This is a genomic window from Streptosporangium sp. NPDC049376, from assembly GCF_044466505.1.
Classification (GTDB): domain Bacteria; phylum Actinomycetota; class Actinomycetes; order Streptosporangiales; family Streptosporangiaceae; genus Streptosporangium.
The window spans coordinates 109,931-129,919 of sequence record NZ_JBITMT010000009.1 but is presented as its reverse complement, the minus strand read 5'-3'; the positions used below and the strand labels follow the sequence as shown (position 1 = coordinate 129,919).

At 70.8% G+C, this 19,989-nt stretch carries 19 protein-coding genes; 13 read left to right on the top strand and 6 right to left on the bottom strand.

Annotation, left to right across the window (positions count from 1 at the left end):
• Positions 1-106 precede the first annotated feature (106 nt).
• On the bottom strand, positions 107-1,015 hold the full coding sequence (gene mshD, locus ACIBVQ_RS23205) for a mycothiol synthase (RefSeq protein ID WP_399179824.1): 909 nt from the start codon (positions 1,013-1,015) through the stop codon (positions 107-109).
• A gap of 131 nt (positions 1,016-1,146) precedes the next feature.
• Here mshD and ACIBVQ_RS23200 point away from each other — a divergent pair, with 131 nt between their 5' ends.
• Positions 1,147-2,967, top strand: a complete 1,821-nt coding sequence (locus ACIBVQ_RS23200; protein ID WP_399179822.1) for a bifunctional metallophosphatase/5'-nucleotidase — start codon at positions 1,147-1,149, stop codon at positions 2,965-2,967.
• A 48-nt stretch (positions 2,968-3,015) separates the two neighbouring features.
• Here the strand turns inward: ACIBVQ_RS23200 and ACIBVQ_RS23195 are convergent, their stop codons facing one another.
• Positions 3,016-3,729, bottom strand: coding sequence for a response regulator transcription factor (locus ACIBVQ_RS23195; RefSeq protein WP_352014614.1), 714 nt, complete (start codon positions 3,727-3,729; stop codon positions 3,016-3,018).
• Between the two features lie 205 nt (positions 3,730-3,934).
• Between ACIBVQ_RS23195 and ACIBVQ_RS23190 the strand changes: the two genes are divergently transcribed.
• From ACIBVQ_RS23190 to ACIBVQ_RS23150, 9 genes are all read left to right on the top strand, one after another.
• The gene (locus ACIBVQ_RS23190; protein ID WP_399179820.1) at positions 3,935-4,186 is read left to right on the top strand and encodes a MoaD/ThiS family protein; all 252 of its coding nucleotides are present in this window, start codon (positions 3,935-3,937) and stop codon (positions 4,184-4,186) included.
• A gap of 146 nt (positions 4,187-4,332) precedes the next feature.
• Positions 4,333-5,013, top strand: a complete 681-nt coding sequence (locus ACIBVQ_RS23185) for a DUF2993 domain-containing protein (protein ID WP_399179818.1) — start codon at positions 4,333-4,335, stop codon at positions 5,011-5,013.
• Positions 5,014-5,040: 27 nt separating this feature from the next.
• On the top strand, positions 5,041-5,592 hold the full coding sequence (locus ACIBVQ_RS23180; RefSeq protein WP_184712468.1) for a sigma-70 family RNA polymerase sigma factor: 552 nt from the start codon (positions 5,041-5,043) through the stop codon (positions 5,590-5,592).
• Positions 5,589-6,404: a zf-HC2 domain-containing protein gene (locus ACIBVQ_RS23175; protein WP_362915103.1), complete on the top strand. Its 816-nt coding sequence runs from the start codon at positions 5,589-5,591 to the stop codon at positions 6,402-6,404. Before ACIBVQ_RS23180 ends, ACIBVQ_RS23175 begins: the two co-directional genes overlap by 4 nt.
• Positions 6,405-6,481: 77 nt before the next feature.
• Positions 6,482-6,898 carry a TlpA family protein disulfide reductase gene (locus ACIBVQ_RS23170; RefSeq protein ID WP_399179816.1) on the top strand — a complete coding sequence of 139 codons (417 nt, stop codon included), beginning with the start codon at positions 6,482-6,484 and terminating at the stop codon, positions 6,896-6,898.
• A gap of 62 nt (positions 6,899-6,960) precedes the next feature.
• The gene (locus ACIBVQ_RS23165) at positions 6,961-7,071 is read left to right on the top strand and encodes a putative leader peptide (protein ID WP_399179815.1); all 111 of its coding nucleotides are present in this window, start codon (positions 6,961-6,963) and stop codon (positions 7,069-7,071) included.
• 62 nt (positions 7,072-7,133) lie between these two features.
• Entirely contained in the window at positions 7,134-7,532 is a 399-nt protein-coding gene (locus ACIBVQ_RS23160) for a DUF4395 domain-containing protein (RefSeq protein ID WP_399179813.1), read from the top strand.
• Between the two features lie 15 nt (positions 7,533-7,547).
• A complete protein-coding gene (locus ACIBVQ_RS23155; RefSeq protein ID WP_352014619.1) occupies positions 7,548-8,387 on the top strand; it encodes a sulfurtransferase in 840 nt (279 codons plus the stop codon).
• Entirely contained in the window at positions 8,387-8,683 is a 297-nt protein-coding gene (locus tag ACIBVQ_RS23150) for a DUF1416 domain-containing protein (RefSeq protein ID WP_352014620.1), read from the top strand. Before ACIBVQ_RS23155 ends, ACIBVQ_RS23150 begins: the two co-directional genes overlap by 1 nt.
• Before the next feature lie 56 nt (positions 8,684-8,739).
• Here ACIBVQ_RS23150 and ACIBVQ_RS23145 read toward each other — a convergent pair whose 3' ends face one another.
• The gene (locus tag ACIBVQ_RS23145; RefSeq protein WP_352014621.1) at positions 8,740-9,672 is read right to left on the bottom strand and encodes a DsbA family protein; all 933 of its coding nucleotides are present in this window, start codon (positions 9,670-9,672) and stop codon (positions 8,740-8,742) included.
• A gap of 577 nt (positions 9,673-10,249) precedes the next feature.
• Between ACIBVQ_RS23145 and ACIBVQ_RS23140 the strand changes: the two genes are divergently transcribed.
• Entirely contained in the window at positions 10,250-11,422 is a 1,173-nt protein-coding gene (locus tag ACIBVQ_RS23140; RefSeq protein ID WP_352014622.1) for a hypothetical protein, read from the top strand.
• Here the strand turns inward: ACIBVQ_RS23140 and ACIBVQ_RS23135 are convergent.
• The 3 genes from ACIBVQ_RS23135 to ACIBVQ_RS23125 form a co-directional block, all read right to left on the bottom strand.
• Positions 11,412-12,254, bottom strand: a complete 843-nt coding sequence (locus ACIBVQ_RS23135) for a hypothetical protein (RefSeq protein ID WP_399179810.1) — start codon at positions 12,252-12,254, stop codon at positions 11,412-11,414. The genes ACIBVQ_RS23140 and ACIBVQ_RS23135 overlap by 11 nt on opposite strands.
• 1,166 nt (positions 12,255-13,420) lie before the next feature.
• Entirely contained in the window at positions 13,421-14,083 is a 663-nt protein-coding gene (locus ACIBVQ_RS23130) for a hypothetical protein (RefSeq protein WP_399179808.1), read from the bottom strand.
• A complete protein-coding gene (locus tag ACIBVQ_RS23125; protein WP_352014625.1) occupies positions 14,083-14,724 on the bottom strand; it encodes a hypothetical protein in 642 nt (213 codons plus the stop codon). The genes ACIBVQ_RS23130 and ACIBVQ_RS23125 overlap by 1 nt, the downstream gene beginning before the upstream one ends.
• A 174-nt stretch (positions 14,725-14,898) precedes the next feature.
• Here ACIBVQ_RS23125 and ACIBVQ_RS23120 point away from each other — a divergent pair, with 174 nt between their 5' ends.
• Together ACIBVQ_RS23120 and ACIBVQ_RS23115 are read left to right on the top strand one after the other, a co-directional pair.
• A complete protein-coding gene (locus tag ACIBVQ_RS23120; protein WP_362781160.1) occupies positions 14,899-16,836 on the top strand; it encodes a hypothetical protein in 1,938 nt (645 codons plus the stop codon).
• Between the two features lie 172 nt (positions 16,837-17,008).
• The gene (locus ACIBVQ_RS23115; RefSeq protein ID WP_352014627.1) at positions 17,009-19,978 is read left to right on the top strand and encodes an ATP-binding protein; all 2,970 of its coding nucleotides are present in this window, start codon (positions 17,009-17,011) and stop codon (positions 19,976-19,978) included.
• Positions 19,979-19,989 lie beyond the last annotated feature (11 nt).

The following is a 19,989-nucleotide window of genomic DNA, read 5'->3' as shown; positions in this document are numbered from 1 at the left end:
GTTACCCCGGCGCGGGGGGGGGGCGGGGGGGGGGGGGGGGCCCCGCGCGGGGGGGCCGGGGGGGGGGGTGGGGGGGGGGGGCCCCCGGCGCCCCCCCGCGACCCCGTCAGAGACGCTGGTACATGACGTCCACATCCCAGCGGGTGAAGCCCAGCCTCTCGTAGAGGCGGACCGCCGCGGTGTTGCTCTCGTCGACGTACAGCATCACCTGGGCCAGCCCCAGGGAGCGCAGGTGCGCCAAGCCCGCCAGGGTGAGCGCCCTGCCCAGGCCGCCGCCCTGTTCGGCGGGGTCGACGCCCACCACGTAGACCTCGCCGATCGGCTCGGGGCCGTCGTGCACCTTGGTCCAGTGGAATCCCGCCAGGCGTGCCGTACCCTCCGCGGGGTCGCGCCGTTCGGCGAGGAAGAAGCCCGCCGGGTCGAACCACGGCTCCCGCTCGCGCAGTCTGAGGTCCTCCAGGGTCCAGGCGCCCTGCTCGGGGTGGTCGGCGAAGGCCCTGGCGTTGAGCGCGACCCAGGCCTCCTCGTCGGCGGAGCCGGGTTCGAAGGCGCGCAGCCGTACGCCTTCGGGGAGTTCGAAGGCGGGGAGTTCGACGGTCAGCGGGCGGCGCATCCGCCACAGCGACCTGACCCTGGTGAAGCCCGCGACGGCGGCCAGGGCCTCGGCCCCGGGATGCCCCCCGTGCGCCCACACGCGCAGGCGCCCTCCCGTCTCCTCCAGTACGGCCAGCAGCAGGCGACGCCCGTGACCTCGCCGCCGGAAGGCGGGGTGGACGACGAGCTCCCCACCCGGGGCGGTCGAGTCGGTCAGGTCCACGTGCGCGTAACCGGCCAGGTCGTCCCCGGCGTACAGCAGCACGGAACGCGTCCTCTCACCGCCGTGGCGCAGCTGCAGCAGCGCCTGTTCGTTGAGCGGTCCCACGCCGTCCGCCTCCGTCGCGGCCTCGGCCATCGCCAGGACGGCGGCCACCTGAGAATCGGAGAGTCGTTCCCTGTGTTCCACGCGCACGTTCATGTTCTGGACTTTATGCGCAGTGGCATTTCAACCGGTGGTCGGGGAGTGGCAAAAGCCGCCACCATTAGGGACGGTTAATCGTTACCTCTAGGACATTCCTTGCATAGATCGCCACTTTAATGTCGTGGTTCATGACGTCTCGTACCTTCCAGCGCCTGGCCATGGCCGGGGCTCTCGCCGGAGCGGGCCTCATGCTCGCGATGGGCCCGGCGACCGCGGCGACCCAGGGAAGCGCGCACAACGCGCACAAGGCTTCCAGGACCGTCCCCGTCCGCCTGCTCTCCCTCAACGACTTCCACGGCAACCTCGAACCGCCGACCGGCTCCTCGGGCCGCATGGTCGACGAGACCGGAGCGACCGTCGAGGCCGGCGGCGCCGCCTACGTGGCCACCCACCTCAAGCAGCTGACCGACGGGAACACCCTGAAGGTCGCCCAGGGAGACCTGATCGGGGCCAGCCCGCTGCTGTCGGCCGCCTACCACGACGAGCCGTCCGTCGAGTTCCTCGGCAAGATCGGCGTCACCGCCTCCGCCGTGGGCAACCACGAGTTCGACGAGGGCTACTCCGAACTGCGGCGCGTCATGTACGGCGGCTGCCACCCGACGGACGGCTGCTCGCCCGCCGGACCCTGGAAGGGCGCGCGCTACAGCTACCTGGGCGCCAACGTGCTCTTCAAGAACCCGGGCGGCGGAGCGGAACGGGAGGCGCTGGCCGCGCTCGGCGGGAAGGACAGCGGGTCCCTGCGCGACCTGCTGGAGGGGTACGGCATCCCGGCCCTGCCGCCGGTGGCCGTCCGCTGGGTCAACGGCGTGCCGGTCGGCTTCATCGGCCTGGTGACCCAGTCCACCCCGGGCATCGTCACCTCCGAGGGCATCAAGGACCTGCGGTTCGTCGACGAGGTCAAGGCCGCCAACGTCGCCTCGAAGCTGCTGAAGCTGGTCGGCGTCAGGGCCCAGGTCGTGCTGGTGCACGAGGGAGACCAGGTCACCCCCGGCAGATCCCCGGACGCCTGCAGCGCGCAGCCGGGCACGGGCACCAGGATCGCCACCCAGGTCGACCCCGAGATCGACATGATCCTCAGCGGCCACTCCCACCAGGCCTACCTGTGCCAGGTGACCGACCCGGCGGGCGGCACCCGCCTGTTCAGCCAGGGCGGCTCCTTCGGCCGGGTGATCACCAAGGTCGACTTCCGGGTGGACGTCCGTACCCGTGACGTGGTGCGCTCCTCGGTCGTGGCCGACAACCAGGTGGTGACCCGTACGGTCACCCCGGACCCGGAGATCGCCGCGTTCGTGCAGACCTGGAAGGAGCGCGTCGCGCCGGTGGCCAACAAGCCGATCGGCAGGATCACCGCCGACGTCACCAACGCCGCGGTCCCCTCGGGAGAGTCGTCCCTGGGCAACCTCATCGCCGACGGCCAGCTCGCCGCGTCCAAGAGCGGGGGCGACGCGCGGATCGCCCTGATGAACCCGGGCGGCGTACGGGCGAGCCTCACCTACACGGGTTCCCCGGCGGGGGAGGGCGACGGCGTGGTGACCTACGGCGAGGCGTTCACGGTGCAGCCGTTCAACAACCTCGTGCAGGTGATCACCCTCACCGGCGCCCAGCTGAAGACCGTCCTGGAGCAGCAGTTCCCCGGCGGCCCCAACGCGCAGCCGTTCACCAAGATCCTGCAGCCGTCCTCGAACCTCACCTACACCTACAGCACGGGTGCCGCGTGGGGCTCGAAGGTCTCCGACCTCAAGATCGACGGCGTGGCCGTGACGGACGCCCAGAGCATCCGGGTCGCCGTCAACAACTTCCTCGTCGGCGGCGGTGACGCCTTCGCGGAGTTCACCAAGGGCACGGACGTGTGGAGCGGACCGCTCGACATCGACTCCTTCGCCGCCTACTTCGCGGCGAACCCGACGATCACACCCCCGGCTCCCACCCACATCACCGTCGTTCCCTGACGGCCCGGGGCGTCGCGCGGGATCCGTCGTGGTCCCGCGTGGCGTCCGTCAGTGGTGGGCGGGCTCGCGCTCGTCGGCGGACTCGCCGCCGCGCTCGGGGACGAAACGGTAGCCGACGTTGCGCACGGTGCCGATCAGCGACTCGTACTCGGCGCCGAGCTTGGCGCGCAGCCTCCTGACGTGCACGTCGACGGTCCTGGTGCCGCCGAAGTAGTCGTAGCCCCAGACCTCCTGCAGCAGCTGGGCGCGGGTGAAGACCCGGCCGGGGTGCTGCGCGAGGTACTTCAGCAGCTCGAACTCCTTGAACGTCAGGTCCAGCGCCCGGCCGCGCAGCCGCGCGGTGTAGGTGGCCTCGTCGATGGCCAGGTCACCGCTGCGGATCTCGTCGGGGACCTCCTCGGCGGCGGACAGGTCGAGCCTGCCGACGGCCATCCGCAGCCGGGCCTCGACCTCGGCGGGGCCCGCGCCGTCCAGCAGGACGTCGTCGACGCCCCACTCGGCGGTCATGGCGGCCAGGCCGCCCTCGGTGACGATGACCAGCAACGGGCAGGTGATGCCCGTGGTCCGCAGCAGCCTGCACAGTCCCTTGGCGTGGGCCAGCTCACGGCGCGCGTCGACGAGTACGGCGTCGGCGGGCGGGATGTCGATCAGTGCCGAGGCCTCCGCGGGGGCGACCCGCACCGAGTGCAGGAGCAGTCCCAGCGCCGGGAGCACCTCTGAGGAGGGCTCAAGGGCGTTGGTGAGCAGCAGGAGATTGCTCACGGTGCCTCCTTCCCGCGTCGTGCCGGCTGCTGACCGTACAAACACGTAAGGACCCGGGGGCTACGTCGCCCAGGTCCCGTGTAGGTGAGGATAGCCGACGTGGCTGAGGCGTCCATGGAGTGTCCAGCTGATGAACACGGTTCACCTCGTGGATTCACGGTAACAGGATGATGACCCAGTGTGTATGGGAGGGGTTGGTCGGACTATGGCGAGAGGAACGATTCGCTACTGGGCGGCGGCGAAGGAGGCCTCGGGGGCCGCGGAGGAGCCCTTCGAGGCGGGGACGCTGGCCGAACTGCTCGCGGAGGTCACCCGGGGACGCGCGGAGCTGGCCAGGGTGGTCGGGCGGTCGTCCTTCCTGGTCGACGGCCATCCGGTCGGCAGGCGGGCGCACGAGACGGTCGTCCTCGCCGACGGTGTGACGGTCGAGGTGCTGCCGCCGTTCGCCGGTGGGTGATCGGATCCGGCGGTTGGTGAGGTGTTTTGCGAAGAATTGCCGGGGGATGTGCTGCGATGGCACTCTGGCCGGACCGGGGCACTGAACCGAGGCACTGAGAGGCCCTGAGTCGAGACACCGGGTCGAGGCACCGAACGGGGAGTCAGATGCGCAGGCTGGTCGCTTTCCTGGTTTTGCTGCTCGTTCTGTTCGCGATCCTGGACCGGGTGGCCGTGGCCGGGGCGCAGCGGGAGATCGCCCGGCAGGCGACCGCGAGATACGACCTGGACAGATCGCCGGAGGTGAGCATCCTCGGCATCCCGTTCCTCACGCAGGCGGTCGCCGGGCGCTACGACGAGGTCGAGGTCGCGGCGGGCCCGATGGTCCTGAACGGGCTGCGCCTGTCCAGCGTCGACTTCATCCTCCACGACGTCACCGCCCCGCTGTCGGACCTGCTGTTCAACTCGGAGCGGGCCGACATCCGCGCCGGACGGGTCGAGGGGACCGTGGAGGTCCCGCTGCAGGTCCTGAACCAGAGGGCGCCGCGCGGGATCAAGGTCGCGGTCGACGGCGACACCCTGACGGTCAACGGGGAGGTCACGGTGCTCGGCCAGAAGGTCCCGGTCAAGGCCGACCTGAAGATCGGCGTCTCCGCGGGGGAGATCCGGTTCACCCCGGAGAAGGTCACGGTCGGCGGCGGCATCCCGGTGCCCAACCCGGAGCGGTTCATCGACTACCGCATCCCGGTCAAGAACCTGCCGTTCGGCGTGAAGATCACTGGCGTGCGCGTCGTGCCCCAGGGGATACGGGTCTCCGGTGAGGCGACCGACGTTCCCCTGCACGGCTGAGGACGCGCTCTCCCGGGTGGGCGACGTATGACTGAACCGAAGCGCCGCGCCGTACGTCGTGAGGGTGTGAGCCAAGCCGGAACCGCCGACGAGCAGCTCGTCAGAGCGCTCTTCGACGAGCATGGCGGCCCACTCTACGGTTACGTTCTGCGGCTGACGGGTGACCCGGGGAGAGCGGAGGATGTCGTGCAGGAGACGCTGCTGCGGGCGTGGCGGCATCCTGACGCGCTCAGCGGGAAGCCCATCCGCGCGTGGCTGTTCACGGTGGCCCGCAACCTCGTCGTCGACCAGCACCGGGCGCGCAAGGCGCGTCCGCCGGAGATGGGGGACGAGGCGCTGGCCGTCGTGCCCGCCGACGACGAGCTCGAACGGGCCGTCGAGTCGTGGGCGGTCGCCGAGGCGCTGGCCACGTTGAGGCCGGAGCACCGCGAGGTGCTCGCCGAGGTCTACTACCAGGGGAAGTCGGTAAAGGAAGCCGCCGAGGCGCTCGGTATCCCCGCCGGAACGGTGAAGTCGCGCACGTATTACGCGCTTCGGGCGCTCAAGCTGGCGCTGGAGGAGCGGGGGCTCGCGCCATGATGATGACCTGTGACGACGTGCGGATGTCGCTCGGGGTGTACGTGCTCGGGGCGCTCGAACCGGAGGAGTGCGTGCTCGTCGAGGCGCACCTGGCCGAGTGTGAGGGCTGCCGCGCGGAGTTCGAGGAGCTGACGGGGGTCGCGGCCTTCCTGGAGAAGGTGTCCCAGGAGGACGCGGCGCAGGCGGTCAGCCCGCCGCACGCCGTACTCGACCGGCTGCTGAGCGCGCGGGTCAGACGGCGCAGGCTGAGCAGGGTGCTGCTTTCGCTGGCGGCCTCCGTGCTGGTCGTCGGCCTGGGCGGGACCATGTGGTCGGCCATGCGCCCGGCTCAGGACGGTGCCTCCTCGGAGGCGCTGCCCGCGGCGGTCTCGGCCTCGGCGGGCGGTGAGAGCGGGCAGCTGTCCAAGGCGATGAAGGACGACGGGGGGCAGGGGTACGCCACCGTGCCCTCGGAGGCGCCCTCGAACGAGAACTCCCAGGACGCCCGGATCTTCTCGGACGTCCCGGAGAGGCGCCGGACGGTCAAGGGGGACAACGGCCCCGTCCACGTCACGGTGAGCATGGCCGAGGGGGAGGGCACCACGACCGTCAAGGTCGTCGTCTCCGGGATCGCCAAGGGCACCCCGTGCAGACTCGACGTGGTCGGTGCGGACGGCCGGCGGCAGACGGCGGCCAACTGGGTGGTCAACAAGGCCGCCTACGACCGCTCGGGTCCCTTCCAGGGAAGCACCACGATCCCGTTCGGGACCGTCACCAGGGTCGAGGTCACCACGGCGCAGGGCCGCGTGCTGGTCGGCGTGGCCGTTCCCTGACCGGATTCCGCCGCTCCGGCCCGGGTTCGGGCCGGCCGCGGGGAATGGCCGGTCGCGGGCGCGTGTTGTCGTGCTCCGTGACCGGATTGGCAGTGGTACTCGTCACGCTGGCCCTGGCCACGCTGGTCGGCGTGATCGTACGGCGGCGCGACGGCGTGCCGCGTGAGGTTGGGGGCGACGTGGAGCGGCTGACGTCCGGTGATCTCGGAGTCCCCCTGGGAGAGCGGGCGACGCTGGTGCAGTTCTCCAGCGCCTTCTGCCAGCCCTGCCGGGCGACCCGCAGGGTGTTGTCCGAGGTGACGGCGATGGTGGCCGGGGTGGCGCACGTGGAGATCGACGCCGAGTCCCGCCTCGATCTCGTCCGTTCGCTGAACGTCCTGCGAACCCCGACCGTACTGATCCTTGACGCGTCAGGACGTGTTGTGAAACGTGCCTCCGGGCAGCCACGTAAGGCCGACGTGATCGGGGCGCTCGGCCTCGCCGTCGGCGAATGAACAGCCAAATATCATTCATTGGGCAAATTTGTCTCACATTGTGGGCAGGGATGTGACAGACGATGGAGCGTCGAGGTAGTGTCTTCGGCATGAACCCCTCGACAGAGCTGCTGACTAAGCGGCGCGCGGTAGATTTCTGCCGCGTCGCCACCGCGCTCTGTCGCGCTTCCTAAAGGGCGATCTCAAGCGGTCCCATGCCGCACCGATCTGTACACCCCTTCAGGAGCATCGAGCGATGCAGGTTGATCCCCGTGCCCTTCGCTTCTCTGCGGCTCTGACGACCGTCGTCCTCGCTCTCGTCCTCGTGACGGGCAGCGCCTGGTTGCTGGGAGCCCAGACCGTGGTGTTCGCGCTCGGCCTCCTCGGTGCCTCGCCGTACGGGATGATTTTCAAAGGGATCGTGAAAAGCCCTCCGCCGGAGTTGGAGGACGCGACCCCCCCGCGCTTCGCGCAGGGAGTGGGTCTGGTCTTCGCCCTGGTGGGTCTGGTCGGCTACGTCACGCAGATCACGCCGCTGGCCCTCGGCGCCACCGCCGCGGCTCTCTTCGCCGCCTTTCTCAACGCCGCCTTCGGTTTCTGCCTTGGCTGCGAGATGTTCCTGATCATTCGCCGTATATTTCCCGCCGCAAATTAATCCCGGAGGATTCCGATGAGCCGCTCCGCCGTCCTGGTGGACGCTGACTGGGTCGAGGCCAACCTCGACACCGAGGGCGTCGTCCTCGTCGAGGTCGACGAAGACGCCAGCGCCTATGACAAGGGCCACATCCGTGGCGCCGTGAAGGTCGACTGGAGGCAGGACCTTCAGGACCCCGTCCGTCGCGACTTCGTGGACCGCGAGGGCTTCCAGGCGCTGCTCTCCTCCCGGGGCATCGCCAACGACGACACCGTGGTTCTCTACGGTGGCAACAACAACTGGTTCGCGTCCTACGCCTACTGGTACTTCAAGCTCTACGGCCACGAGAACGTCAAGCTGCTCGACGGTGGCCGTAAGAAGTGGGAGCTCGACTCCCGCGAGCTGGTCAAGGACGTCCCCAACCGTCCGGCCACGAACTACCAGGCCACGGAGCAGGACCTGACCATCCGCGCCTTCCGTGACGACGTCGTCGCCGCGATCGGCAAGCTCAACCTGGTCGACGTGCGCTCGCCCGACGAGTTCACCGGCAAGCTGCTCGCCCCCGCCCACCTTCCGCAGGAGCAGGCCCAGCGCGCCGGCCACGTGCCGACCGCCCGCAACATCCCGTGGTCCAAGGCGGCCAACGACGACGGCACCTTCAAGTCCGACGAGGAGCTGAAGGCCCTCTACGAGGCCGAGGGCGTCGACTTCGCCAAGGACACCATCGCCTACTGCCGTATCGGCGAGCGCTCGGCCCACACCTGGTTCGTCCTGCACGAGCTGCTCGGTCAGGCCAGCGTCAAGAACTACGACGGTTCGTGGACAGAGTACGGCTCGCTCGTGGGCGTGCCGATCGAACTGGGAGAGGCTCGATAATGACTCAGGGATGCGCTGCTCCGGAACAGACGATCGCCCTTCCGGCCGGGATCGACCTTTCGACCCAGGCCGTCATCCAGGGAGTGGTCTCGGGCACGGGCACGGCCTACGCCCGCCTGCTCGACCACTCCGGCGAGTTCACCGGTGAGGTTGTGGTGTCCGAAGAGGGCATCTTCCGCTTCTTCGCCGCCCCCGGTGAGTGGACCGTCCGCATCATCGCGGGTGGTGGCGTCACCAAGGACATCCCCGCCCAGGCCCGCCTGGGTGAGGTCACGCAGCTCGCCGTGGCTGTCTGACCAGACCTGATCACCGAGAAGCCGGTGCCCCACCAGGGGCGCCGGCTTCTCGCGTTCTACGCGGCTCCGCGCCGTTCGACCCTGCGGACCGCGTCGGCGTAGGCGGGGTCGGAGGACATGGCCGCGGCCAGGCGCAGGTGGGGCAGGGCCTCGTCGGGGCGGTTGGACCGTTCGAGGGTCCGGCCGAGCAGGAACCTGGCGTAGTGGTCGCCGGGAGCGCGCTCGACCAGCGGCTCAAGCGTCCGCAGCGCCCGGCCGAGTTGCGCCGAGCCGAAGTAGGCGCGGGCGGCCAGCAGCCCGACCGCCGGGTCGTCGCCGTGGTCTTCGAGCAGCGGACGCAGCATCTCCAGCGCGCCGAGCGGGTCACGGGCGTCGAGCAGGGACTCCGCGTGGCGCAGGCGCGTGACCTCCTCGGGGAGATCACGGCCGGGGGCGGCGTGCCGTACCAGGTCGCGCAGGACCTCCGGCGACTGGGCACCCGCGACGGCCTGGTCGCCGACGACGAAGGTCGGTGAGGTGCCGATGCCGATGGCCTTGCCGCGCAGGAGCTGGTAGCGGACCTGCTCGGTGCCCTCTCCGGTGGCGAGCGCCTCGGCCACGCCGTCCAGACCCGCCTCGGCGGCCAGATCGGCCAGGACGGCGCGGTCGCCGATGTCCGAACCGTCGGTGAAGTGGGCGCGCAGAATCCGCTCGACGACGGCGCCCTGCAGGGCGGAGCCGCCGCGCTCGTAGGCGACGGCGATCACCCGGTGGGCGTCGAAGGTGTTGGGCTGCGGGACGGCGCCCCAGATCGGGCCCTTCGGGGCTTCTCCCGTGGGGACGGCCGGGTCGCGCGGAGCCTCGGCCTGGGGCCCCGGGGCCGTCGGGTCGAGCTGGTAGGGACGCCAGACGACCTCGACGTCCTCGCCGAACCCCGCACTCACCAGGCGCTGCCTGCCGACGTGGGCCCAGGTGCAGACCATGTCCGCCCAGACTTCGATGCGCTTCATAGCCGCTCAAACAAACGGGCCCCGCGGTTTATTCAACGGCCTCAGGAAGGCCTGTACGGCGCCGGAATCGCATGATTGTTTCGAAAGGGTTCTGTCGAACGGATCAAGGGTTCGCTCGAACTCCGATGCGCGCGACGTGTTTTCGCGGATCGCCGGTGAACGGTGTCCTGCCTGGCAGGTCGTTGGGCTCACCGGCAGGGGGAATCTCCGCCGAGGCCGTTCTCAGGGTATGAGCCCCGAATGCGGGAAAGGAAAGTCCTGACGGTCCTGGGTTCGCCGATCCGCTCGGCGGCGGCGGTGGGACGGCCGACGGATTGACCGCGCTGCGGGGCGCCTGTCGGGTCCGAGGGGAAATTCGAGCCGCCGATCCGTGATTCCCGGGAGGGCTTTCCCTGGGGAGGGGCGTTCTCGCGTTCCCGTCCGTGCGGGCCGCTAGGATCCTGGGGTGTCCGGAACGCCTGCTATGTCCCCGCCGCTACCGCCATCGAGAGCCGCGGGCCGCGGGCCGAGCGCGCTCACGGCGTACTCCCTGCCCCTGCACACCCTGAGAATCCTGGGCGCATGCGGGATCTCACTGGTGCTCTGGTTCTCCGCAGGACGGGCGATCCGCGCGGGCCTGCTGTGGGCGGGCACCGAGCTGTCGCACGGCGACTACCGGCAGGTCCGGCTCGTCGTCACGATGCTGATCTTCACGTTGATCGTGATGAACGAGCTCGTCATCACCGTCGGCATGCTCTACTCCGTGCGTGGCGCCCTCAGGGAGATCCAGGTACGGCGGGCGGGGGAGGAGGCCGAGGAGAACCTGTTCGGCGCGCTCAACCGGGCCACGCTGGTCTTCGCCACCATCTACATGGCCTGGAGCTTCCACGTCGAGGACGCCAGGGACTTCGTCGCCCTCGACATCACCCACAACGTCGGGGAGGACCTGGCGCGGAGCTTCGCCGGTGAGACCATCACCACGGGCACCGGCCTGGTCGGCCTGGACGTCCGGATCTCGCTCGGCATCGCGGTCGTGGCCTACGGGCTCAAGGCGCTCTTCGGCTGGTGGCACGCCAACGACAAGGTCAGGGGCAGCGGCATCATGGCCGCCTTCTTCGAGCTGGCCTTCGCCTTCTACAGCATCAACGCGATGTTCACCCTCGTCTCCGCGCGTTCCGACTGGTTGTCCGGCCGGGTCGCGGTGGCCACCCTGAACGGCTGGGCCGAGCAGGCCCGGAGCGACATCCCCGGGTGGAAGGAGGTGACCGGCGCCATCGGGGAGGCCTGGCCGTACGTGGTCTCCGCGCTGGTCGAACCCCTGACCTGGCTGACGGTCGCCTCGCTCGTCTACGGCGCGTTCGCCGAGGACACCCGCGCGGTCGTACGGGGGACCAGGCTGGACACCGTGGCCGACCGGATGGAGCAGACCCACACGCTCACCCGCTCGACCATGACCCGGGCCACGACCGGGTTCCAGGAGCGCTGGGTCCCACCCGCCAACGCCTTCCGGCTGGCCGTACGGGGAGGGGCGGCCCTGTTCGGGCTGTTCTGCCTGTGCTACGTGCTGATCCGGGTGGGCACCGACTACGCCGACCAGGGGATACGGATGCTGATCGGCAACGAGGAGCCCTTCAGCTGGGTGCTCTTCGGCAACCCCGCCGGGGTGATCAGGGAACTCCTCGTCAAGGTGCTGACCATCTGCCTGCTGGCGGCCACGTTCGACATCGCCGCCACGCGTAGCCGCGAGGCCGGAGAGGTGATCAGCGCCTGAAGCGCAGCACGTTGTCCTTCAGCTCCTCCTCCTTCGCGGACCGTTTGAACATGTCCTCCACGGACTCGTTCTCGATGATCCGCGCCGGGCTGGGACGCAGGTAGACCTCCACCTGGGAGGAGAGAGCCCTGGGCACCACGCCGACCATGTTGTAGTGGTACGGCGCGCCGACCCTGTAGTCCTTGGCGTCCAGGGGCAGGTCGTCGTCGAGGGGCTCCACCTTCCAGACACGCCCGTCGGCGGCCCGTACCTCGACCTCGGGGGGAACCCGGCGGATGATCCCCTCCTGGTCCAGGGCGATCCGGGTGATCCTGATCTTCAGCCACTGACGGTCGGGCGGGGTCGGGCGGGTGTTGGGGATGCTGTCGACGACCTCCACGTTCACCTGCCAGGACACATGCTTGAACGACGCGGTCTGACCGGCGGCGAAGGTGTGGATCTTGTCCGGGGGGCGTGCCTCACGGTAGGTCGTGTAACCGTCCATGGTGGGAACGGCGATGGCGACCGCCAGGGCCAGCACCGCGCCGACCGCCCGCAACGCCGTACGGCCCGGCCTGGCCGGTGCCGGGTCGGCGGGTCCGGCGGCCCCGTCGGGCTCGGCGTCGTCGGCGACCGGGGCGACCGCGGGGACACCGGCAGTGGGAGCAGGGGACTCCTGGGTCATCCCCAGGGGCTGCATGGCGGGTACGGGCTGCCTGGGCGGCAGCGGGGCGGCGGGGACGGCGGGGAAGGGCTGCGTCGAGATCCCGGCGTGCTCCTCACGGACCGTCGGGGGCCAGACCTGCTGGTCGGGGAAGGCGCCACGGTCGGAGGCGAACCAGGAGGGGCCCACCGGGGGCTGTGCCTGGGGAGCCCGTACGGGCTGCGCCGGGGCGGCCGGCGCCTGACCGGGGTGAGGCGGGCCGGGCTGGGCCGGACCGGCCTGAGAACCGGAGCGCGGGCCAGGGTGAGGACCGGGGTGAGCTGGACCGGACTGAGGCGGACCGGCCTGAGGACCGGGGTGGGACGGGCCTGCCTGAGGGCCGGGGTGAGCCGGGCCGGGGAGGGGCGGGCCGGGCTGGGGGCCGGGCTGGGGTGACTCGGGCTGGGACCCACGGTGCGAGCCGGGCCGAGGATCGGAGTGAGCCGGGCCGGGCTGCCCAGGGCCGGGGTGGGCCGACATGGGCTGGGTCGGGCCGGGGTGGGGCGGGAAGGCCTGGGGCGGGGTTGGGTGAGCCGCGCCTGGATGGACCGGGGTGGGCTGGGCCTGCGGAGGGGCGGGCACGGCCGAGGGGGAGGGCGCCGGGGTGGAGGGCATGGCCGGAGAGGGCACGCCGGGGGCGTTGGGCGGCTGGGGCCAGGTTCCCTGGGCTTCATGGGAAGGCCACGGGGCGCCCGATGGGGGAGCCGGAGGGTTCTGCGGGGAAACGCCCTGCCAGGGAGGGTCCTGACGGGGGGCGTCCTGGAAGAAGGAGTCCCGTCCGGATATATCCGGCCTTGGGGGGATCGGGTGAGGGGAGTCGGGCCTGGGGAGGCCCTGGTGGACGGCCTCCTGCCCGGGAAGGCCCTGTCCAGAGACGCCTGGCCCGGGGAAATTCTGACGGGAGACGTCCGGTCCCGGGAAGCCCTGGTGGACGGTCTCCGGTCTGGGAAGGCCCTGTCCGGAGACGTCTGGCCCGGGGAAATTCTGACGGGAGGCGCCCGGTCCCGGGAAGCCCTGGTGGACGGTCTCCGGTCTGGGAAGGCCCTGTCCGGAGACGTCTGGTCCGGGGAAGTCCTGACGGGAGGCGTCCGGTCCTGGGAAGCCCTGGTGGACGGTCTCCGGTCTGGGGAGGTTCTGGTGGGGGGCGCTGGGGCGGAAGAAGTCCTGCCCGGGGGCGTCCTGCGGGGAGGCCGGGGGCGGGATGGGCAGGCCGTACGGGGGGAGGGCGTGGGGCTCCTCCTCCGGAGCGGGTCGGCCGGGCTCCGCCGGAGAGGACCAACCGGGCGTGGTTTCGTCTCCGGGATGCGGCGTGCCCGTCACTTCTTGTTCCCCAACGAGTAGACGTCCTTGGCTTCGGATACCAGCCGGGCCGCGCCCGCCTCGTCCAGGCCGAGGTCGATCTCCACCTCGGGCAGGGACGGCTCGACGATGAACCCGCGCACGGAGCTGACCACGATACGGGCTCCGGCCAGTTCGGAGACGGGCAGCTCGAAGACGGCGGGTCCGGTGGCCCACCAGCCGGGCTGGACGAAGAACTGCTTGATGGTCTGGGTCTCGGGCACCCGGTCGGTCGAGGTGTAACGCTTGCCGTCCGCCGTGAGGATCTCCAGCGAGACGATCTTCTGAGGCTCCCTGGTCGCCTGGGCCGCCAGGTCGACCACGAGGAAGATCCCGGTGGTCTTCGCGATCGCCGTCTTGCCGCCCAGTCCCGGCGCCTCGATCGTCTTGGCCGCGTGCACCGCCCTGGCCTGGACCCAGACACGTGAGGCCCGTACCTCGTCACCGACGCCGCCGGTCCAGGTGAGCGGGCCGCCACGGTCGTCGCGCGTGTAGGCGAAGGTCTGCGCCCACACCGCCGCCGCGGCGAAGGCGACCCCGACGAGCAGTCCGACCGGCCTGCGCCACCTGTTCGGCTGGGAGGGGGCACGGCGGCGTCCACGGGTGGGCGCGCCCACGCGTTCGGGGGCGACGGTCCCCATCAGACGCCTTCCTTACGCTGGACCGGGAGGGTGACCTGCGCGGCGACGGTCGGCGGTCCTTTGGGGTCCTCGCTGACGAGCACCCAGCCGAGCTCGTGGCTGAAGCCCTCGTTGAACTCGAAGGTGCCCACGTCCAGTTTCACCTGCTGGGGGGCACGCTGACCATCGGTCAGCTGGTACTTGATCACCACGGTCGAGGGGACGCCCGGGTGGAGCTGCTGGCTCGGGACGCCCTCGGCGGCGACGGAGGTCAGCGGGCCGTACGGGGTCTTGAGCTCGGGGGTCACCTTGAGCAGGCCCGCGCCGAACAGCAGGCCCCGCTGGGTGCCGGACCAGGGGGAGCCGACCGTGGTGGTCTTCTCGCCCTTGTTGGTGACCTTCATCACGACCTCAAGGAAGCGCTTGCCCTCCCCGCCGTACTCGTCGGGTTGGAAGGCGGTGCGCGATTCGACGAAGGTGGTCGTGAACTCACCCTGGTCGACGGTCGCGCCGGGGCCGAGCTGTTTGGGAGGCTCTTTGGGAGCCTCGGCGAGTCCACCGAAGGCCGCGGTGACTCCCAGACCGGTGGCCACCACCAGAGCGGCTACCGGGACCGCGACCGGGCGCCGTCGCGTGCTTTCGCCACCGGAGGGAGACGTCATGACAAAGGATGGTAATCGCTTACCTTCACCCCATCCGACTCATTCATCCCTTAAGCGGCGATGAACATGGGGAAAATGCAGCAGATTGACGGGAACGCTGCCCGAATCGGAGGTCCAACTCTTACGCTGTCTCCGAGGCGGCGAGAGCCCTATGGCGGAGGTTCCGTGGCGGACGTGCATCCCGAGCATGCGCAGCTCCAGGCGGACCGGATCTACCTGGGCTGGCAGTACGCCCTGCTGCACCCTGATCCGGGTCCGGCTCCCAGGCGGCCCTCCCCGGCGGACGGCGGGCCCGTGACCAACGACAGGGCCGACGCCGAGTGGATGCGCAGGGAGCGCCTCAACGAGGCCCTGATGACCCGCCCGATGAAGGTCTTCAGGGTGTTCATGACCGCGCTCGCGGTGCTGATCCTCGTCCTGGGCGTCACCGAGTTGCTGCGCTGGTCCTTCGCGGCGGCCGGGCTGGTGGCCTCCGGCGGGATCGCGGTCTTCTGCAGCTACGCGATCCGCCAGGGGAACCGGGCGGTCAAACACCGGATCCGCGAGCGTCAGGCGGTCGGCGACCGGCAGCGCGAGGAACGTGACAGGGAGCTGTTCCAGGCCCAGGAGGAGCACGCCGTGCGCTACCGGGAGTGGGCCGAGCGCAAGGAACTCCACGACCGCCAGCTCACCTGGTACGCCGTGACCGTGCCCGACGAGATCGACCGCATCGACGTCGCGGGCGGCACGCTGCCCGGCTGGTCGGCGCTGATCACCCTGCTCGGGGCGACCCGCCTGTACAGCGGCGGCCACCTGACCGTGCTCGACCTGTCCGAGGGCGCGATCGCCAAGGACCTGATAGAGCTGGCGCGCAGGGGCGGCGACGACCCGCTGGTCTGGGTGCTGCCCGGCGACCTGCCCCGGCTCGACCTGGGCGCGACGCTGCCGCCAGAGGCCTTCGCCGACGTGCTCGCCCACGTGGTGAGCGTCAGCGAGGAGCACCCGAGGGACCTGTCGTTCGACAACGCGATCCTGGAGCGCGTCCTTGAGGTTCTCGGCGAGAACGCCACGATCAACCAGGTCACCGCGGCACTGCGCGCCCTGGCCCAGGTCGGCGACCCGCGTGAGGACCTCCTGACCGGCCTGATCACCGCGACCCAGCTCGAACGCATCGGCACGCTGTTCGGCCGCGGCGTCAGCGACCGGGTGGTGATCGAGCGCGCCTGGGCCCTCGAATCACAGCTGCGCAAGCTGGAGACGCTCGGCTCGGAGGCCGTACGGCTGCCGCCCGCGCGGTTGCGGGTGGTCTCCATGGACCGGCAGGCCGGGGTGCTCGGCAACCGGGTCCTGGGCACCTACGTCGCCACCGCGCTCACCCACATCCTGCGCCAGTCACCCGCCTCGGAACGGCCGTGGTACCACACGATCATCGTCGCCGGGGCGGACAAGCTCCGCGGTGACGTGCTCGACCGGCTGATGGACGCCTGTGAGACCTCGCGGACCGGCCTGGTGCTCACCTACCGCGCGCTCACCCCGACCGTGCGGGAGCGCCTCGGGCGGGGTCACGCCGCGGTGGCGTTCATGCGCCTGGGCAACGCCGAGGACGCCAGGATCGCCAGCGAGCACGTCGGCACCGAGCACCGCCTCGAAATCGCCCAGCTCACCGAGACGATCAGCGCCGCGGGCGCCGGGCTCGACGGCGGTTACGTCTCGACCGTCGGCCACCCCGACGCGGGCGAGGACGACCGCGACGTCAGAGGCACCGATCTCAAGGAGGACATAACCTCCTCGACGGAGTGGGGCCGCCAGGCGAGCAAGGCCATGGGGGAGACCGAACGGGTCCTGCACCGCTCGCGGGAGTTCCTCGTCGAACCCCACCAGCTCCAGCAGCTTCCCACCACGTCGGTCATCGTCACCGACGCCACCGCCCATGGCCGCAGGGTCCGTCTCGCCGACGCAAACCCGGCCATCCTCACCTTCCCCAAGACCACCCTTGGGGAGTTCGACGAGATCAAGGAGGCGGTGCTGGAGCGCGCCGAGGAGACACGGCGCCACGAGCCGACCCCCTTCGAGAGTGCCCCACCCAACCTCGGGCCGCCTCCGGCGAGGCTCGACTGGCGTAGGCGGCAATGAACCGTCCCCTCGCGGTAACGACCTGGTCAATGCGGAGGTGCGATCACCCGGGGAGGGCCGACCTTGGTTGCCGGGGTGCCCCCGGCCCCGGGTTCGCCGTGCCGTACGGCGGAGCGATCCGTGAAGCGCCGACCCCTCCGGCCTGAGGCCGGGTCCCCCGGGTGGAGAACAAATGCAACCGAGTGTGTCCCGTCCCCCCAGCCAGCTTGCCGGTCCCTGGTACCGGATCCAGGCCATCACGGCCCCCTCCCGTAGTTCGTCGGCGGAGTGGGACTTCGTCACCGTGCTGCCCGCCGTACTGTCGGCGGCGCAGCGCAACCGGCCCTTCGTGGTCGGGTGGCTCTCCCGGGGAGCGGGCGCCCCGCTCGAACTCATCACCAACGCGGGGCCGCTCAACCCGCCCAGATCGCCCCGCAGGGCCGTCACCGAGCCCGACCAGGCCCCGGCGGGCCCGGAGCCGCTGCTGTTCCCCAGCGGCGCGCGAGGAGTACGCATCGGCGACGAGTGGCTGAGCGACCTGTCGGACCTGGCCTGGACCGTCTGTCCCGGCCGCCAGGCCCCACCGCTCGGCGGACGCCGCGAACCGGACGCCGACGAGGTCAAACGGCCCACGCTCTTCGAGTCGACGCTGGTCACGCTCATGTCCCGGCCCTTCGCCTGGCTGGTCGTCGCCGAGCGGACCGACCTGCTGGACACCGAGGTGGCCCACCTGCGCACCCAGCTCAACGTGCTCAGGCAGTACGGCGACGCCTCGGAACGCTCCCGCTACGACGCCGAACGCGCCGAACGGCGCATGCAGGAGCTGGACGCCTTCCGCGAGGCCGGGCTGTGGAGCGTGCGGGTGCTCGCCGGGGCCTCCGGACCCGAGGAACTGCGCCAGATCGCCCCGGTGCTGGTCGGGTCCGCCGAGATGAGCCACCACCCCTACCGGCTGCGCAGCGCCCTGGACGGCCCCGTGCACGGCTTCGCCGAGGCGCTCTCGGTCACCCTGCAGGACCCGGCCGACGGCACCGCGGCGCCGTTCGCGGCCACCGCGGGAGCGCTGGCCGCCCTGGCGGGACTGCCGCGCAGGGAGGTGCCGGGGGTCAGGGTGCTCGACGCGGGCTTCTTCGACGTGACCAGCGAGGCGGACATCTCCCCCGGCGCGCCGACCGTCGGCCTCGGGGCGATCCTGGACGGCCAGGACAGGGCGGTCGGCTCGTTCAGGGTGCCGCTGACCACCCTGAACCGGCACGCCTTCGTCACCGGCGCCACCGGTTCCGGCAAGTCGCAGACCGTCAGGCACCTGCTCGAACAGCTCACCGGGGAGGGCATCCCCTGGCTGGCCATCGAACCCGCCAAGTCCGAGTACGCGGCGATGGGCGGCCGGGTCGAACACCTCGCCCCGGTCACCGTGATCAACCCCTCGGCGCCCGACAGCGTGCCCTTCAGCGTCAACCCGCTCGCCCCCGAACCCGGCTACCCCGTGCAGGCGCACATCGACATGGTCCGTGCGCTGTTCATGGCCGCCTTCGACGCCGAGGAGCCGTTCCCGCAGATCATGTCGCTGGCGCTGCAGCGGGTCTACGAGACCAACGGCTGGGACGTGGTCACCGGGTGGGCGGCCCCCGGCGCGGCCGTGCGGCCCGCCGTACCGACCCTTGAGCAGTTGCAGCAGCACGCCATGGACGTGATCCAGGAGATCGGCTACGGCAGGGAGGTCCAGGCCGACGTCGAGGGCTTCATCTCCCTGCGGCTGCGGTCGTTGCGGGTCGGCTCGGCAGGGCGCTTCTTCGAGGGCGGCCATCCGGCCGACATCGGCGACCTGCTGCGGCGCAACGTGGTGCTGGCCATCGAGGACGTGGCCAACGACGAGGACAAGGCGTTCCTGATGGGCACGCTGATCATCCGGATCGTCGAACACCTGCGGATGCGGGCCAGGAAGGAGCGCGGCGGCGGTCTGCGGCACGTCATCGTGATCGAGGAGGCGCACCGGCTGCTGCGCGACCGGGGCGCCGGACGGGCCAGCACCCACGCCGTCGAACTGCTCGCGGGCATGCTCGCCGAGATTCGCGCCTACGGCGAGGGCATCGTGGTCGCCGAGCAGATCCCCACCAAACTCGTCTCCGACGTGGTGAAGAACACCGCGCTGAAGGTGGTGCACCGCCTGCCCGCCGAGGACGACCGCCAGCTCGTCGGGGCCGCGATGAACCTCAGCGAGGAACAGTCCAGGCAGGTCGTCTCACTCCAGCCGGGCGTCGCCGCGATCTTCGCCGACGGGATGGACCGGCCGTTGCGCGTGCAGGTGCCGCTGGGGGAGGACCGCGAACGGCAGCTGCCCGACGTCACGCCTCCGATCTGCGGGCGTCGCTCGGCCGCCTGCGGCAGGGAGTGCAGGACGGGACGCGCCTGCACCCTCGTCGAACTGCGCGAGGCCGACCTGCTCGCCGACGCCCCGGAATGGGCCTGGCTGCGGATCTGGACCGACACGCTGGTGCTGGCCTTCTGCGCCAACCGTCCCGCGCCCGGGGTGCCCAGGGCCCTGGCCGACATGTGGGACGAACCACCGCCCAGGAGACGCGAGTGCATGCTGGCCACGGCCGTCGAGCGCAGCGTCGGGCGCAGGGCCTGGTCGCTGCGGACCATCGGTGACCCGGCGAAACTGACCGAACAGGTCGCGGTGGCGGCCACCCGGCTGCTCGGCCCCGACAGGGAGCCCGGCGAACGCCCCGGACCCGCGTGGGTCATCCCGCAGGTCCGCTGGTTGCACGAGGTGGACAAACTCTTCCCGTACGGCCGGCCCGCCCCCAACCCGCGCGGCGCCGCCCCGGTCATGGAGTACGCCCTGTTCAGTCGCCAGCACAACGGCACCGAACTGCTCGGCCACCGGGCCAAGGCACTGCGCCACCACCCGCTGTCCATGGAGGTCGAACGCAACAGGGCACTGGCCTGGCGGGTCATCCTCGGCGACGACGAGCACGAAGGGGTCGAACGGGACATCCTCACCGTGACGATCGGTATCGACCCCGCCGAACGGCTACGCCATGTGGCGCAGACCATGGGGGCGGGGTGGTTGGAGAGCGTGCTGTCGTGGCCACGGCGCTTCGTGCTGCCCTTCGACGCGGCCTCGGCGGAGAGCGCGGAACTGGCCTTCAGCGAGTGAGGCGGCCCGTG

Bases quoted from the DNA above. Each gene is read 5' to 3' on its own strand.
- ACIBVQ_RS23175 (WP_362915103.1), top strand. From the start codon at position 5,589: ATGATGATGACCTGTGACGACGTGCGGATGTCGCTCGGGGTGTACGTG.
- ACIBVQ_RS23160 (WP_399179813.1), top strand. From the start codon at position 7,134: ATGCAGGTTGATCCCCGTGCCCTTCGCTTCTCTGCGGCTCTGACGACC.
- ACIBVQ_RS23185 (WP_399179818.1), top strand. From the start codon at position 4,333: ATGCGCAGGCTGGTCGCTTTCCTGGTTTTGCTGCTCGTTCTGTTCGCG.
- ACIBVQ_RS23180 (WP_184712468.1), top strand. From the start codon at position 5,041: ATGACTGAACCGAAGCGCCGCGCCGTACGTCGTGAGGGTGTGAGCCAA.
- ACIBVQ_RS23145 (WP_352014621.1), bottom strand. From the start codon at position 9,672: ATGAAGCGCATCGAAGTCTGGGCGGACATGGTCTGCACCTGGGCCCAC.
- ACIBVQ_RS23115 (WP_352014627.1), top strand. From the start codon at position 17,009: ATGCAACCGAGTGTGTCCCGTCCCCCCAGCCAGCTTGCCGGTCCCTGG.
- ACIBVQ_RS23165 (WP_399179815.1), top strand. From the start codon at position 6,961: ATGGAGCGTCGAGGTAGTGTCTTCGGCATGAACCCCTCGACAGAGCTG.
- ACIBVQ_RS23125 (WP_352014625.1), bottom strand. From the start codon at position 14,724: ATGACGTCTCCCTCCGGTGGCGAAAGCACGCGACGGCGCCCGGTCGCG.
- ACIBVQ_RS23200 (WP_399179822.1), top strand. From the start codon at position 1,147: ATGACGTCTCGTACCTTCCAGCGCCTGGCCATGGCCGGGGCTCTCGCC.
- ACIBVQ_RS23150 (WP_352014620.1), top strand. From the start codon at position 8,387: ATGACTCAGGGATGCGCTGCTCCGGAACAGACGATCGCCCTTCCGGCC.
- mshD (WP_399179824.1), bottom strand. From the start codon at position 1,015: ATGAACGTGCGCGTGGAACACAGGGAACGACTCTCCGATTCTCAGGTG.
- ACIBVQ_RS23130 (WP_399179808.1), bottom strand. From the start codon at position 14,083: ATGGGGACCGTCGCCCCCGAACGCGTGGGCGCGCCCACCCGTGGACGC.
- ACIBVQ_RS23155 (WP_352014619.1), top strand. From the start codon at position 7,548: ATGAGCCGCTCCGCCGTCCTGGTGGACGCTGACTGGGTCGAGGCCAAC.
- ACIBVQ_RS23190 (WP_399179820.1), top strand. From the start codon at position 3,935: ATGGCGAGAGGAACGATTCGCTACTGGGCGGCGGCGAAGGAGGCCTCG.